The sequence below is a fragment of the Pseudomonas sp. CNPSo 3701 genome (genome assembly GCF_028674975.1).
In the GTDB taxonomy this organism is placed as follows: Bacteria; Pseudomonadota; Gammaproteobacteria; order Pseudomonadales; family Pseudomonadaceae; genus Aquipseudomonas; species Aquipseudomonas straminea.
Genome location: NZ_JAQZSI010000003.1, coordinates 379773 through 394685, shown reverse-complemented (window position 1 = coordinate 394685; position 14913 = coordinate 379773). Strand labels below are relative to the sequence as shown.

Here is a 14913-nt window from a genome sequence, read left to right as displayed (position 1 = left end):
CACGCCATGCAGTGGCAGGCTCAGTCCTGCAGTTTGGCGGCCAGCGCCTTGACCCGCGCCAGGTCGCCACCGGCTACCTTGGTCAAGCCTTCGCCATACTGCACATCGGCCTTGTAGAAGAACGACAACATGATGTGCTTGCTCTCGTCTTCGGCTTCGGCCAGGGCGCCGCCCAGGCTGGCGATCAGATCGCCCTGCATCTTCTTGTCATAGGAGCGGTACAGCTCACCGGCCTGCTTGAAGTTCTGCTCGCGCTGGATCTTCTTCTGCTGGGTAGTACCACTCAGCGGCAGGTTGCTGTAGCGCGCCTGCTCGCTGGCAGGCCGCGGGTTGATGCGGCTGGGCTCGTAGTTCACCTCGGTGGTGGTGTGGCCGATATTCGCTGCGCCATCCTGGTTGCCGTTGTTGACCGGCACTTTGGCCTGGTTGATCGGCAGGAAGGCATGGTTGGCGCCCAGGCGGTACATCTGTGTGTCGGCATAGGAGAACAGCCGGCCCTGCAGCAGACGATCCTCGGACGGCTCGATGCCCGGCACCAGGTTGGACGGCGCCATGGCCACCTGTTCGGTTTCCTGGAACACGTTGTCCGGGTTCTTGTTCAAGACCATCTGGCCGATCTTCTTGTAGGGCACGTCCGGCCAGATCTTGGTGGCATCCAGCGGATCGAAGTCGTACTTGGCCAGGTCAGCCGGTTCGAGCACCTGGATGTACAGGTCCCACTTGGGGTAGTCGCCAGCGTTGATCGTGGTGATCAGGTCGCGGCTCATGTGGTTGAAATCCTTTCCCTGGATCTGCTCGGTCTGCTGCGGATCGTTGTTCTTCACGCCCTGCAGGCTGCGCCACTGAAACTTGACGTAGCGGTACTCGTTTTTGGCGTTGACCAGCTTGTAGGCGTGCACGCTGTTGCCGTTCATTTGCCGGTAGTTGGCCGGCGTGCCCTCATTGGAATAAAGCAGGGTCAGGGTGCGGGTGGCTTCAGGCACGTGGCTGAAGAAGTCGAACTGGGTACGGTTACTGCCGTAATTGGTGTTCGGGTCGGGCTTGAAGGCATGCACCATGTCAGGGAACTTGATGGCATCGCGGATGAAGAAGGTCGGGAAGTTGTTGCCGACCAGGTCCCAGTTGCCTTCGCTGGTGTAGAACTTGGTGGCGAAACCGCGCGGGTCACGCAGGGTTTCCGGCGAATGGTTGCCGTGCACCACACTGGAAAAACGCACGAAAACCGGTGTGGTGGTGCCCTTGCTGAAGACCTTGGCGCGGGTCAGGTCGGAGATGTCCGCCGTGGCGGTGAACTCGCCATGGGCGCCGGTACCGCGGGCATGCACCACGCGCTCGGGGATGCGCTCGCGGTCGAAGCGCTGCAGCTTCTGGATCAGCTGCACGTCCTGCAGCAGGGTCGGGCCGGTGTCGCCTGCGGTCTGTGAATTCTGGTTATCGCCTACCGGTGCGCCATTGTCGCGAGTCAGCGGCGCAGCTTGGACAGACAGACCAAAGAGCGAAGCGGACAAGGCCGCGGTCATCAAACCAAGGGCGGGCGCCCATGAGGTGGTGGGTTTCATCGGTGAATCCTCGTCGTTTTTATGAGTACGCGCGTCATGCGCTCGCACCAAATTACGAGAGGCCCGCCGCCTGGCTAAATTGGAAAAAGCCAGCGCCTTGATAGGCAATGCTTATTACCTGATAGAGCGCAGGCGTGGTAAGCGAAGCGGCGATCAAGCCGCCGCTTCTGCTCTTTCACCAGCCCTCAGACCCGAAAGTGGCTGACCATCAGCTGCAGCTCATTGCCCAGGCGCGCGAGTTCGACGCTCGAAGCGGCCGTCTCTTCGCTGGCCTCGGCGGTCTGCTCGGAAATGTCGCGCACGTTGACCACACTGCGGCTGATCTCCTCGGCCACCGCGCCCTGCTGCTCGGCAGCGGCGGCGATCTGCTGGTTCATCGCCTGGATGCTCGATACCTTGCTGGTGATCGCGCCTAGCGCATCGCCGGCGCGGCGGGCCAGTGCCACGCTGCTGTCGGTCAGCTCGCGGCTACCCTGCATGATGGTCGCCACCTGCTGAGTACCCTGCTGCAGGCCAGCGATCAGCCCTTCGATTTCCTCGGTGGACTTCTGGGTGCGCTGCGCCAGGCCGCGTACCTCATCCGCCACCACGGCGAACCCCCGCCCGGCCTCCCCGGCCCGCGCCGCCTCGATGGCGGCGTTGAGGGCCAGCAGGTTGGTCTGCTCGGCCACGGCCTTGATCACGTCCATCACCCCGCCGATCTTCTTGCTCTCGCTCTGCAGCTCGCCCATGGCGTCGCTGGAGCGGCTGACCTCAGCCGCTAGCCTGTCGATCTGCGCGATGGCCTCGGCCACCACGCGATCGCCTTGGGCAGCCTCGATATCTGCATCGGACGCCGCTTGCGAGGCATCGGCCGCGCTGCGCGCCACTTCCTGCACGGTGGCGGACATTTCCTGCATGGCGGTAGCCACCTGATCGGTTTCCACCTTCTGGCTGTTCACGCCGGCGCTGGTCTGCTCGGTAACGGCCGACAACTGCTCGGCGGCGCTGGCGATCTGGGTGACACCATCACGAATGCCGCCGATCAGGTCGCGCAAGGTGCTGCCCATGCGGGCGATGCCCTGTTGCACTACGCCCAGCTCGTCGCGGCGGGTGACCTGCAGCGTCTGGGTCAGGTCGCCACTGGTGATGCGCTCGACCGCCTCCAGAGTCTCTTGCAACGGGCGGGTGATCTGCCGGGTGATCAGCCAGGCTGCGAGGATGCCGACCAGCAGCGCCAGCAGTGTGGCGGCGGTCATCATCCGGGTAGCGAAGGAGGTATCGCTGTCGCGCAGTTTGATCTGCATGGCCAGCAGCGCATCGCTGCCCTTGACGATTTCCAGCACCTGCTCGGTCATGGCATCGCGTAACCGCACGCGCTCGGCGATTGCCGTGCGATAGGTGTCCAGCAGGGCACGGTAACTGCCTACAGCGCTTTCCAGTTGCTGGATCAGGTCGCGGTAGTCACCGCTGAACGTCGAGGTCAAATTATCCAACCCCTGGTCGGTACCCTCGATTTGCTGGTTCAACGCCCGCTCGGTCTGCTCGTTGGTGTCGGCGGTGTAACTCAGCATGCGGTAACGCAGGGTCTGCAGGTCGTCCTTGGTGCGAGCGACGGCCTGGTAGCGCGTCAAACCCGCCGCATCGGCAGCGGCGCCGCGCAGTACCTCCTCCCGGACCTTGTCGACCAGCTCAAGTGCCCGATCGGCCAGTTGGACCATCTCGGCCCGGGACTTATTGGCGCTGGCGTAAGCCGCATTTATCTTGTCGTAGTCCTTCTGGTACTGCTCGATCAGCTCGATTTGCTCATTTATCAGCCGCACGTTTTCCGGGCTACGAAACTTCGGCTTTATGGCCTGCTGCTGCTGCGCAAGCATGCGGATATGCTGCTGTACCTTGTCGGCTTCCGTCGCACTACCGTTGGAGAGCAGGTATTGCAAGCGTGCCACCCGCAGATCGGTCAGGGTGTGGGTGAGCTGGTTGACATCGGTCATGCGCTCGCTACGTTCCACCACTTTGCCAAGGCTGGTCCAGCCGACGAAAGCCAAAGCGATGGTCAGGAGCAATACAAGACCGAAGCCGAGAGCCAATTTCAGGGTGACGCTGATGTTGCCAAACCACGTATTCATCGATTGCTCCACCTGCACATTCAAGTCATCAAAACTGGGCGCTTTTCTTTTTGGCCAGCCGCACTCCCAGCGCGGTTCGGGACGACCTCCCAGTCGTCATCCTGAAATTTTGCTTGGCTCGAGACACCGCGAAACACGCAGCCCGAAACAGCAATATCAAAGTGATATCGCATTGACGTACACCGCTTCGCTTGGTTCAGCGTTTTTTTGTATGAAGGTGGTTAAAGGCAGGCGTCAGGAGGTAGCGCAACTGGCCGAAGCCCCGGCAGAAGCTGGGTGGCCACGAATCGCCGCTGAACGTTTTTCGACCCAATCCCTCGCCCGGCGGTCTGAGCCAGAACAGGCCACCGTGTGGAGCGACCGATGAGCGCATTCGATTGGCAGCGCATGCTGCTGGGAGATTTCCCCTGGCTGTTTCTGGGCGAAGTGGCGTTTCGCGCGCTATTCGCTTTCGTGGTGGTGTTCGTGTTCCTCAAGGTCAGCGGCCGGCGCGGCATTCGCCAGCTGTCGCTGTTCGAGCTGGTGGTCATCCTGACCCTCGGCTCGGCCGCCGGGGACGTGTCGTTCTACGACGACGTGCCGCTGCTGCCGGTGGCAATGGTGTTCCTCACCCTGCTGGTGCTGTACCGCGCCACCGTGACGATGATGCGCCGCAGCGAGCGCTTTTCCGACTGGATGGAAGGCAAGCCCGTAACCATCATCAAGGACGGGCTCTATGAGCTGAACAGCCTGGATCACCTGAACATTTCGTCCGACGAATTCTTCATGGAGCTGCGCCAGCAAGGCGTCGAGCATCTGGGCCAGGTGCGCCTCGGCATCCTGGAAACCGATGGCGACATGAGCCTGTACTTCTTCGCCGCCGATGCGGTAAAGCCCGGCCTTAGCGTGTTGCCGGCCGAGCACCGCACGGAGTACCAAGAAGTACCGCAGAACGGCGTTTATGCCTGCATACGCTGCGGCCATATCCAGCCGATGGCCGCAGGGCACCAGGCCAGTTGCCCGCGCTGCACCCAGCGTACCTGGTCGCCGGCACTCAGCCACCAACGGCAGCGCTGATCAAGGCAGCAGCACCTCGGGAAAAATCACCTGAACGGATTCGCAGCGCAGCGCCTCTACCTTTTTATCGCGCCGGGAACGAGGCGCTCCAAGAAGAAAAGGTCCGCACCATGATTACATTCCTGATCGGCTCGGCAGTGGTACTCCTGACTCTGTTCGTGATTGGCCTGTACTCCGGCGTCACCATCCTGCATGAGCTCGAATGACCCGCAACAATGCCTTGGCAGCTTCGCCTGCCGGGGCTTTTGTCGGGGTGCGACATGCCTAAACCTGCCGCTCTTGCGCTGCCCGCGCAGGCAGCCCGGCACCGCGCTTCACCGCCCCCGGCGACACGCCAACCGACCGTTTGAACGCACGGCTGAACGCCGCCAGCGAGCCATAGCCAAGCGCCTCGGCTACCCGCTCGACCGATGCCGGCTCATCACTCAGGTGCTGCATGGCCAGGCGCATCCTCAAGTCGGTCAAGTAGCGCAACGGCGCCAAACCCAGGGCGCGTAGAAACCGCTGCGCGAACACGGAACGCGACTGCCCTGCCTCGCTCGCCAGCGACGCCACCGTCCATGGTCGCTCTGGGTGCCGGTGCATAGCCAGCAGCGCTTTGCTCAAGCGCGGATCATGCAGCGCACCGAGCCACCCGCCCGCCTCGCCGCCACTGCCGGTAACCCAGCCCCGCACGATCAGCGCCGCCACCACCTCGGCCAACCGCGCCAGGATGCCGCCATGGCCAACCAGCAACAGCAGGGATTCGCGCTCCATCGCCTCAAGCAGCGGGCGAATCTCCGGCGAGCAGTCGAGCAGCGTGTCAACGCGCATTACCGCCGGCATGGCCGACACCAGCGGCTGCATGCCGCCCAACTGCAGCTGCATGCAGCAACTGAAAAGGATCGCTGCCTGTGGGTCGGCGGGCTGGTCGTCAGCCGGCAGGTTCAGGTCGAATGCCTGGATGGCATCGCTGCCGACCTTCGGTGCCGCCAACATCGCATGCTGCCCGCCGCGCGGCAGCAGCACCGCATCACCGCTCTCCAGGCAATGCACGTCGCCGCCTGGGCCATGCAGCCAGAGTGGTCCGCTTGCCACGAAGTGAAACTGCCCGCGCCCCAGCTCGTTGGTAAACGCGATTCCCCCGCCAGCCCGCATCCTGAGGCGACGAAACTGCACACCACACAAGCGCATTCCGCTCAGCAGCTCGCTGATCAGGTCACTCGCAGCCATGCGTGCACCTCCAGAATTCAGGACGAATGATCAATAATCAAAAACGATACGTCATGGATCGTCCCAGATCAGCGCCCTAGACTCAACGCCCATTCGTTCAGACTCAGGAGCCCCCATGCATCCCTCAAGCTTTCTCAGAACCCTGCGCCATCTCTGGCTCGCGCTCTTGCTCGCCGGCCTCTCCAGCGCCGCCTTCGCCACTGAAAAACACTACCGCGTGACCACGCCCGATGGCCTGCAATTGGCCATGCAGGAAGCGGGCAACCCCGATGGCCCGGCCATCGTGTTCATCCATGGCCTGCTGGGCAGCCGGCTGAACTGGCAGCGGCAGGTGAACAGCCCGTTGCTGCAAGACTATCGGCTGATCACCTACGACATGCGCGGCCACGGCCTTTCCGACAAGCCGGCCGATAGCGATGCCTACAGCGATGGCCGCCGCTACGCCGACGACCTGGCAGCCGTGCTGGCCGCCACGGGTGCCAAGCGGCCCGTGCTGGTGGGCTGGTCCCTGGGCGGGCTGGTGATATCCGATTACCTGGCCGCCCATGGCGATGCTGCGATCGGCGGTGCGGTCTACGTCAATGCCGTCATCGAATTGACCCAAGCGCTGATCACACCACACCCCGAGGTCTACGCCGGCCTGGCCTCGGATGACCTGAAAACCCACCTCGACGCCCTACGCGCCTTTGTGCGCCTGTGCTTCCACACCCAGCCAGACACAGCCAGCATGGAGGTACTGCTGACCAGCGCAGCGATGGCCTCCTGGCCGATGACCCGTTCCATCCCAGGCATGCGCAGCGCGGCCGCTGAGGGATTGCCCAAAGCGCAGGTTCCGCTGCTGTTGCTCTACGGCGCCAGGGACCAGCTCGTGCAGGTGCAACCGAGCATCGCCCGCGCCCAGGCGCTCAACCCGCGTGCGCAGGCGAAACGTTATGCGCAGTCCGGGCACGCACCCTTTTTCGAAGAAGCCGAGCGCTTCAACGAGGACCTCGCGGCTTTCATGAAGACGGCCTCAGCCGGGCGATAGACGTGAAAAAGCCCGGCCATCCCTGGCCGGGCTTTCACACTGGGGCTCTGGATTCGGGCCAGTGGCCCAGGGCTTACTGGCCGAACGGCGCGGGTCGGCCACTGCCCTTGTTCTGGCAATAGGCGGAAGGCTGCATCAGGCCGAAGCTGGCGACGGCGAAGGAGGCACCGCTGGCGCCGCTGGGCACGGTGCAGTTGTAGTCACCCGAACTCGTGCGCGCGACGAAGTAGGTCTGCATGGAGTCGCTGCGCACGTTGCCAACGCTGCTTACCGGCTCGCCCAGGTTGGTCTCGGCCAGCGACTTGAGCTTGTCTTCGGAGGGTTTGATATTGCTGCAACCAGCTAGGCCGACGAACAGGGCGCCAAGCAGCGCAAAGGAGGTGACCGGGGAACGCAGTTTCATGGTGTGCTTCCTTGAAATTGTAGTGATGCTCCACAACGAACGGTTGCCTCGCCGCAAATGCGCAAGGGCTTGAAAACGTTGGAGATACCACCGAACCATAACCCCGCATCACAGCCCGGTCATTAGCACAGGCGTGCTAATGGCACAGTGAAACTGACCACCGCACCGCTGTGCTTCACCCCTTCCCTGTCACCACATTCAACTGTCCATCACCTTGTAGTCCTCGGCCTTCAGCGGCTTCACCCCGCCGGCCCGGCTGATGCCGTACAGCACCACGCCGACCAGCAATAGCGCGCCGGCCCGTAGCCAGGTTTGCGCATCCTGCTGCGTCATCAGCAGCAGGCACGAAGCGACGCCGAGCACCGGCACCCAGGTCGGCACGCGGAAGTGATCCGCCGCGACTTTGTCGCGACGCAGCACCAGCACCGCCAGGTTGGTGCTGATGAACACGAACAACAACAACAGCACCACGGTCTGCGCCAGGGTGGCCAGCGAGCCGGTCAGCGTCAGCACGATGGCCACCAACGTGGTCGCCACGATGGCCGCCGCCGGTGTGCGCCGCTCGGGCAGCACACCGCCCAGCAAACGCGGCAATAAGCCCTGATGGGCCATGCCATAAGCCAGGCGACTAGCCATGATCATCGTCAGCAAGGCGCCGTTGGCCACGGCGATCAATGCGATAAAGGCGAACAGCTGCGCCGGGATGCCCAGGCCCGAGGCCTTCACCACCTCCAGCAGCGGCGCCGTGGAATGGGTCAACTGTTCGACAGGCATCACCACCGCCGCACCGATGGCCACCGCCATATAGATCGCCCCGGCTATCAGCAGCGCACCGAACAGCGCCCGCGGGTAGGTCTTGCGCACGTCACGAATCTCCTCGGCGAGGTTGGCCGAGGTCTCGAAACCCACGAAGGAATAGAACGCCAGCAGCGCCGCACCGAGCACCGCATAGGCCGGGTTGACCCCCGCCTTGAATTCCACCACCCGGCTGAAATCCCCCTCGCCGCCGCGCAGGAACCACGCAGCAGCAACTATCACCAGCAGCAGGCCGGACAGCTCGATGGTGGTCATCACCAGGTTGGCCGACAGCGACTCCCTGATGCCCCGCGCATTGAGCAGGCCGATCACCACCAGAAAAACCAGCGCCGCCACATGGGCGGGAATGTCGACAAACGCCGCCAGGTAATCTCCGGCGAATGCCAGAGACAGCCCCGCTGCACTGGTTACCGCCGCCGCCAGCATGCAAAAACCCACCAGAAACGACACCAGCGGCGACTTGTACGCCCTAGCCGCAAACACGGCGGAAGCACCAGCATGGGGGTACTTGGTAACCAGCTCGGCGTACGAACCCGCTGTAAGCAACGCAAAGCCCAGCGCCACCAGCAAAGCCACCCAGACCGCCCCGCCCACCTCTCCGGCGATCACTCCCGCCAGCGCATACACCCCGGCGCCCAGCACATCGCCAAGAATGAACAGCGTCAGCATTGAGCCGGTGATGGCGCGCTTCAATGTTGGAGTGGGCGGGGTATCTGCGGCGGGCATTGTTCACGTCCTGTCTGTCTTTAAAGCTGCGGCCAAAGCCCCTTACAACCTGCCTTACCGGCCACAACCGGCAGCAAAGCAGAATCACGATTAGCGGGACTAACTGGACCTGTGGGAGCTGGCGGGGACGCCTAGTCCATGCCCGCGAAAAATGCCGACACAACACGCTCCTAAAAGGAAGGCACCACCCTCAGCCGCGCCAACTCACAGCAACGCAACCAACTTAGCGCCGAATAAAATGATGGACAGCCCGTTAGCGCTCATCCGTCCGCGCCGTACCATTCTCACGCTCTTTCAACGCATCCTGATCCGAACCCGGATTGCCCGCTGGCGGCGTCCAGTCCACACGATTCTTCTTGGCCTCGGCCTCGTTGCTGCCCTGCTTGGGTTCCGACTTGGCCTTCTCCAGCCCCGAGGCATGCCCTGCCCCAGTATCCACTTCCTTATCGCTGGAAGACTCGAAAGCGGATTCCGATTCGTTATATTCGACTGCCATGATCACACTCCGTAACGACGCAGGACATCTGCGCATACAGGTCTGAGAAGCCCTGTACGAAGGGAGTGCAATGGTTTCGACAGGCGGCAACGGCAGCGGCGAGCGTCGGATTCGTTATGGGCTGGAGCGCGCGTCCCAAAGGTCCTAAGACCGCCTCCCCGCAAGTGCCTCTGGCCCACCACACGGAGATTTTTGGTACAGCCCTAGCGCTTCTCAGACGCTGGCTGCTTACCCTTGCGATTGCCGACCTCGGGAGCAGCACAGCTCTGCCCTTTACAGCGGATGACGCCATCAGGGTGAGGAAGCCATGCCAGGTGCGGGCGCCAGCGGCAGAAAAGCCGGTAGGCGACGTTCAACATCGGCCTGGCCCAGCGCCATGACAAAGGGGCAGCCCAAACGCCGAGGCCAGCGGCGCGCCAGCTCCACAGCGTCGCGTCCAGGCCGGTGACCCAGGTTCCATCGGCAAACCTGGCATGCAGCAATGACTCCATCTCGGCGAAGGTGAAACCCATGGCCTCGGGCTCGAACCCTTCGTCACGGATATCGACGAAGCTCAGGCGATCAGGGGCCCCGCGCCCGCGCAGGGTGTTTATCTCCCGGGCGCAGAGTGGGCACTCGCCATCAAAGTAGAGGGTCAGCGGCCACGTTGGCTTTCTGTCCATCAACCGTTTACCTCGTCTCGATTCCGTAGGCATTTGTCACCAAGCCCAAGCCGCAAAATGGACTTTACAACCAAGTATGACAAGAACCAGCACTGGCTGACTGCAGCAATTACTCAGACAATAAACCATGAAAAAGCCCGCTCATGGCTGAGCGGGCTTCGATGGTGGAGAAGGCGAGTAATTGGGGGTCACTTGCCCTGCATCGGCGCACACCCGATCGGCACGCAGAGCTTCAGCCGGTTTCAGCCAACGGCACTTCCACCGGCGTCAGCACATGCACCACGCCCTTGCCCAGCACCATTACCGCGGGCATGCCAGGCGCTTGCAACGCCGGCTCGTCGAGGCGTTCAGCGTCACGCAGCTGCACACGGATGCGGGTAATCGCGACGCGCTCTTGCGAGGTCAGGTTTTTTTCGCCACCCAGGGCTTCGACGACCTTGGCCGGCAGCAGTGTTTCGGTCGCCGTGGTCACCTTGGGCTCGTCCGGCACCAGATCCGGCGTCAGGGCCTTCCAGAAGGCACTTTGCAATTTATTGAACATGCTCAGCTCTCCAGTACAGGTGACAGGGGTAACGACGATGGCCGCCATGACAGCAGGGCTTCACGAACCTGTGCGGCGCTTTCCAGCGTCAGCGCCTGGCGGGCGATGGCCTCGCAGTCGCGCAGTTCGACCTCGCGGATCGCCGCCTTGATGGCAGGAATCAGCGGCACGCTGGCCGACAGCTCATCCACCCCCAGGCCCAGTAACAGCGGCACGGCCAAAGGTTCCGAGGCCATGGCGCCGCAAACGCCGACCCACTTGCCATGGGCGTGGGCGGCTTTCACCGTGGTCGAGATCAGGCGCAGCACCGAGGGGTGAAAGCTGTCGGCCTGGCTGGCCAGGCGTGGGTGGTCGCGATCCATCGCCAGGGTGTACTGGGTCAGGTCGTTGGTGCCGATGGAGAAGAAGTCGACTTGCGGCGCGAACACATCGGCCATCAATGCCGCGGACGGCACCTCGATCATGATGCCGAGCTTGGGCAGCGTGGTGAGGCCGATGCTCGCCGCTTCCTCTTCGAGGATCTGCCGGGCCAGGCGCAATTCGGACATCTGGCTGACCATCGGCAACATGATGTGCAGGCGCGCCAGGGCGCAGCTCGCCAGGATGGCGCGGAACTGCTCGCGTAGCAATTGCGGGCGCTCCAGGCACAGACGAACCCCGCGCATGCCCAGGAACGGGTTGGCCTCGGCCTCCATCGGCACATACGCCAGCGGCTTGTCACCGCCAACGTCGAGGGTACGCACCACCAGGTTACGCTCCGGCCCTATGGCCCGCGCAATGGCGCTATAGGTGGCCGCCTGTTCGTGCTGGCTGGGCGCACTGCTGCGCTCCAGGTAAAGGAACTCCGAACGCAGCAGCCCTACCCCTTCACCGCCCAGCTCAATGGCCTGCTCGGCCTCCGCCAGCGAGGCGATATTGGCCGTGACCTCGAAGCGATGGCCATCGCGGGTGGTAGCGGCCAGCGAGGCCTGCTCGAGGTCACGCTGCTGGCGCAGGGTTCGTTGCTCGCGCTCGGCCTGCAATTGCTCGATGGAAACGGGATCGGGATCCAGGTGCAGCTCGCCCTTGTCGGCATCGAGCAGTACCCGGGTGCCGTCGGCCAGGGCAAGCACCTCGGCCGGCAGCCCGCAGACCGCCGGCAGCCCCAGCGCACGGGCCAGGATCGCGACGTGACTGGTGGCCCCGCCGCCAACCGTGGCAAAGCCCACCACCTTGCTGGTATCCAGTGCCGCGGTCTGCGACGGGGTCAGTTGCTCGGCCACCAGAATGGCCTGGTCCGGCAGCTCCCAGGCGCTTTCCTGCACATTCAGCATCAGCTTGAGCACCCGCTGCCCGACATCGGCGAGGTCCAGGGCACGTTCGGCCAGAAACCGGTTGCCACTGGCCTTGAACAGCTCGGCGGTCGCTTCGGTCACCGAGTTCCAGGCGAAGGCGGCGCTTTTGCCCTGGTTGATCAGCAGCCGGGCCTGCTCCAGCAGGCTCGGGTCTTCCAGCAGTTCCTGATGGGCCTTGAAGATCTCCTCCTGGGCCTCGCTTGCCGCCTCATCGCGCAGCTTCTGCAAGGCAGCCAACGCCCCGGCCAACGCACGATCCAGGGTTTGCAGCTCGGCCCGAGGGTCGCCGGCGGCCTCGGCAATCTCCAGCTTGCGCTCGACCACCTGAACCACCTGCCCGAGGGCAGAGCCTGCTGAAGCACAGACGCCCTGCAACGACATGGCCGAGCTCTTCGCTACCGGCGCCGCTTCAATGGCCGGTGCGCTGACCGCAACCGGTGCCACGGATTCCCCGCAGCCATCGGCCAGCAACTCGGCAAGCGTCTCGATGGCCGCAGCGGCATCCTCACCGGTGGCGCTGATGGTCAGAACGTCGCCAAGGGCCGGCTGCATGGCCATGATCGCCACCAGGGATTTGCCGTTCGCACTGTCCTGCTGCCGGTGCAGGCGGATATCGGCCTTGAAGCCCTTGGCGGCCTGGGCGAACACCGCCGCAGGCCGGGCGTGCAGCCCATTTGCATTGGGCAGGCTGATCGGCTGCGAGACCAGCGCCTCACCTTCATTCACCGGCGCATCGTCCGCCAACCCGGCGTGGCCAAGCTCCAGCAACGGCTGGCCACCGACTACCCTGGCGCTGTCGCCGGTAAGCATGTTGAACGGCTCGGCGCTGACCACCAGCATCAGCGTCAGCAGGCTGCGAGCATGCACGGCAATATGGTCGGCATCGAACTCGATCAACGCCTGGCCGGCCTCGACACGCTGGTCTTTTTCGACCAGCGCGGTGAATCCCTTGCCGGCCAGGTTCACGGTGTCCAGGCCGATATGCAGCAGGATCTGCGCGCCGCCCTCATGGGTAATGGTGATGGCGTGGCCACTGGCTTGCAGGTCGCTGACCACACCAGCCAGGGGCGCGCACAGGGTCTGCGAAGTGGGGTCGATGCACAGGCCATCACCGATCACCCGATTGGCGAACACCGGGTCAGGCACATGATCAAGGGGCACCAGCACCCCGGAGAGCGGTGCCAGCAATTGCAAGGGTTGAGGTACGGTCATGGCTTCACCTGCGGTTTTATTCTTGGAATGCATGGCGTAACTGGGTTGCTCGGGGTCGAGCGCCGCGCGGCGACTCGGGCATGCGCGGCACCGCCCTCGATCAGCTGTCTGCAAGGTGCAGAACGAAGGACTCATAAGGCCTGAGATACAGCTGACGCCCCCGTGGTTCGCAGTCCGGGTAATTGCTGATCACCACCCGCTGACGGCTGGCGGTATCGATCACCCGCTTAGGCAGCTCGACTTCGCACGAGGTGCCATAGAAGTTGTTCACCACCAACAGCCGTTCATGGGCGCCTTCACTTTCGCGCAGGTAGATCCACACCTGCTCATGCTCCGGCAGCAGCTGGCGATAGACGCCCTGCTGGATCAGCGGCTCCTGACGGCGCAAGCCAACCAGCTGGCGGTAGTAGTGCAGCACCGACGTGGGATCGTCGAACTGGTTGGCGACGTTTATCTGCTTGGCATTGCCAGGCACGCCGATCCAGGGTTCGGCGGTGCTGAACCCGGCGTTCGCCTCGCTATTCCACTGCATCGGCGTGCGCCCGTTGTCGCGGGACTTCTGCATGATGGTGGCCATGATCGACGCGGCGGGCTCGCCAGCGTTGCGTTTGAGGCGGTAGATATTCAGGCTCTCGACATCGCGGTATTGCTCGATGCTGTCGAAGCCTGGGTTGGTCATGCCCAGCTCCTCGCCCTGATAGATGAAGGGCGTGCCCTGCAGGAAATGCAGCGCGGTGGCGAGCATCTTGGCGGAAACCACGCGGTATTCGCCGTCATCGCCAAAGCGTGACACCACCCGCGGCTGGTCATGGTTACACCAGAACAGGGCGTTCCAGCCGCCGCCGGCCTGCATGCCGGTCTGCCAGTCGGAGAGGATGCGCTTGAGCGCCAGGAAGTCGAAATCGGCCTGCAACCACTTCTGCTGGTTGGGATAGTCCACCTTCAGGTGGTGGAAATTGAAGGTCATCGACAACTCTTTCGAGTCCGGGCGCGAATAGCGGATGCAGTGTTCGAGCGAGGTGGACGACATCTCGCCGACGTTGATCAGATCATGGCCCTCGAACACCTCGCGGTGCATCTCCTGCAGGTACTCATGCACGTTCGGGCCGTCGGTATAGAAGCGGCGCCCGTCGCTGGCGTCCTCGGGAAAGTCGGCCGGCTTGGAAATCAGGTTGATCACGTCCAGGCGGAAGCCGCCCACGCCCTTGTCGCGCCAGAAGCGCATCATCTTGAAGACTTCCTGGCGCACCTTGGGGTTGTCCCAGTTGAGGTCGGCCTGGGTGTGGTCGAACAGGTGCAGGTAGTACTGCCCGGTCTGCGCCTCGTATTCCCAGGCCGAGCCGCCGAATTTCGACTCCCAGTTGTTCGGCTGGTCGCGCCAGATGTAGAAGTCGCGGTACGGACTGTCGAGGCTGCTGCGCGCCTGCTGAAACCACGCGTGCTCGATGGAGGTATGGTTGACCACGATATCGAGCATCAACTTGATGCCGCGCTTGCCGGCCTCGGCGATCAGCAGCTCGCAGTCGGCCATGGTGCCGTAGCTGGGGTCGATGGCGTAGTAGTCGCTGATGTCGTAACCGTTGTCCCGTTGTGGCGAGCGCAGGAACGGCGTGAGCCACAGGTAGTCGACACCCAGCCATTGCAGGTAGTCGAGCTTGGCCACCACGCCGAGCAGGTCGCCGGTGGGGTTGCCGGCTTGGCTGTAAAAGCTCTTCGGGTAGATCTGGTAAATCACCGAATGCTGCCAGTCTTGCATGGCGC

12 protein-coding genes and 1 pseudogene are annotated in these 14913 nt (G+C 63.3%); 2 read left to right on the top strand and 11 right to left on the bottom strand.

Going from position 1 to position 14913, the window contains the following annotated elements:
- Positions 1–20: 20 nt before the first annotated feature.
- The 3 genes and pseudogenes from PVA39_RS11040 to PVA39_RS23405 all read right to left on the bottom strand — a co-directional run.
- The gene (locus tag PVA39_RS11040; RefSeq protein WP_443200963.1) at positions 21–1520 is read right to left on the bottom strand and encodes a catalase; all 1500 of its coding nucleotides are present in this window, start codon (positions 1518–1520) and stop codon (positions 21–23) included.
- Between the two features lie 224 nt (positions 1521–1744).
- Entirely contained in the window at positions 1745–2449 is a 705-nt protein-coding gene (locus tag PVA39_RS23410) for a methyl-accepting chemotaxis protein (protein WP_443200962.1), read from the bottom strand.
- A 198-nt stretch (positions 2450–2647) separates the two neighbouring features.
- Positions 2648–3532 (bottom strand): annotated as a pseudogene (locus PVA39_RS23405) (methyl-accepting chemotaxis protein); the annotation flags it as partial.
- 498 nt (positions 3533–4030) lie between these two features.
- On the opposite strand from PVA39_RS23405, the gene PVA39_RS11030 reads away from it, so the two are divergent.
- Positions 4031–4723 (top strand): DUF421 domain-containing protein, encoded by a 693-nt coding sequence (locus PVA39_RS11030; protein ID WP_274124096.1) that lies wholly within the window; start codon positions 4031–4033, stop codon positions 4721–4723.
- Between the two features lie 264 nt (positions 4724–4987).
- Here PVA39_RS11030 and PVA39_RS11025 read toward each other — a convergent pair whose 3' ends face one another.
- Positions 4988–5935 (bottom strand): AraC family transcriptional regulator, encoded by a 948-nt coding sequence (locus PVA39_RS11025; RefSeq protein ID WP_274124095.1) that lies wholly within the window; start codon positions 5933–5935, stop codon positions 4988–4990.
- Positions 5936–6050: 115 nt separating this feature from the next.
- On the opposite strand from PVA39_RS11025, the gene PVA39_RS11020 reads away from it, so the two are divergent.
- Positions 6051–6962, top strand: a complete 912-nt coding sequence (locus tag PVA39_RS11020) for an alpha/beta fold hydrolase (protein ID WP_274124094.1) — start codon at positions 6051–6053, stop codon at positions 6960–6962.
- A 73-nt stretch (positions 6963–7035) separates the two neighbouring features.
- On the opposite strand, the gene PVA39_RS11015 is transcribed toward PVA39_RS11020, so the two are convergent.
- The 7 genes from PVA39_RS11015 to treC form a co-directional block, all read right to left on the bottom strand.
- Positions 7036–7365: a hypothetical protein gene (locus PVA39_RS11015; RefSeq protein ID WP_274124093.1), complete on the bottom strand. Its 330-nt coding sequence runs from the start codon at positions 7363–7365 to the stop codon at positions 7036–7038.
- 198 nt (positions 7366–7563) lie between these two features.
- Positions 7564–8907 (bottom strand): APC family permease, encoded by a 1344-nt coding sequence (locus PVA39_RS11010; RefSeq protein ID WP_274124092.1) that lies wholly within the window; start codon positions 8905–8907, stop codon positions 7564–7566.
- A gap of 253 nt (positions 8908–9160) precedes the next feature.
- Positions 9161–9403: a hypothetical protein gene (locus tag PVA39_RS11005; protein ID WP_274124091.1), complete on the bottom strand. Its 243-nt coding sequence runs from the start codon at positions 9401–9403 to the stop codon at positions 9161–9163.
- A gap of 203 nt (positions 9404–9606) precedes the next feature.
- Positions 9607–10065: a thiol-disulfide oxidoreductase DCC family protein gene (locus tag PVA39_RS11000; protein WP_274124090.1), complete on the bottom strand. Its 459-nt coding sequence runs from the start codon at positions 10063–10065 to the stop codon at positions 9607–9609.
- 232 nt (positions 10066–10297) lie between these two features.
- Positions 10298–10606, bottom strand: coding sequence for a PTS transporter subunit EIIB (locus PVA39_RS10995; protein WP_111464511.1), 309 nt, complete (start codon positions 10604–10606; stop codon positions 10298–10300).
- A 2-nt stretch (positions 10607–10608) separates the two neighbouring features.
- Complete coding sequence (ptsP, locus tag PVA39_RS10990; RefSeq protein WP_274124089.1) at positions 10609–13152, bottom strand: phosphoenolpyruvate--protein phosphotransferase; 2544 nt, start codon at positions 13150–13152, stop codon at positions 10609–10611.
- Between the two features lie 100 nt (positions 13153–13252).
- Positions 13253–14908 (bottom strand): alpha,alpha-phosphotrehalase, encoded by a 1656-nt coding sequence (treC, locus tag PVA39_RS10985; RefSeq protein ID WP_274124088.1) that lies wholly within the window; start codon positions 14906–14908, stop codon positions 13253–13255.
- Between the last annotated feature and the right edge of the window lie 5 nt (positions 14909–14913).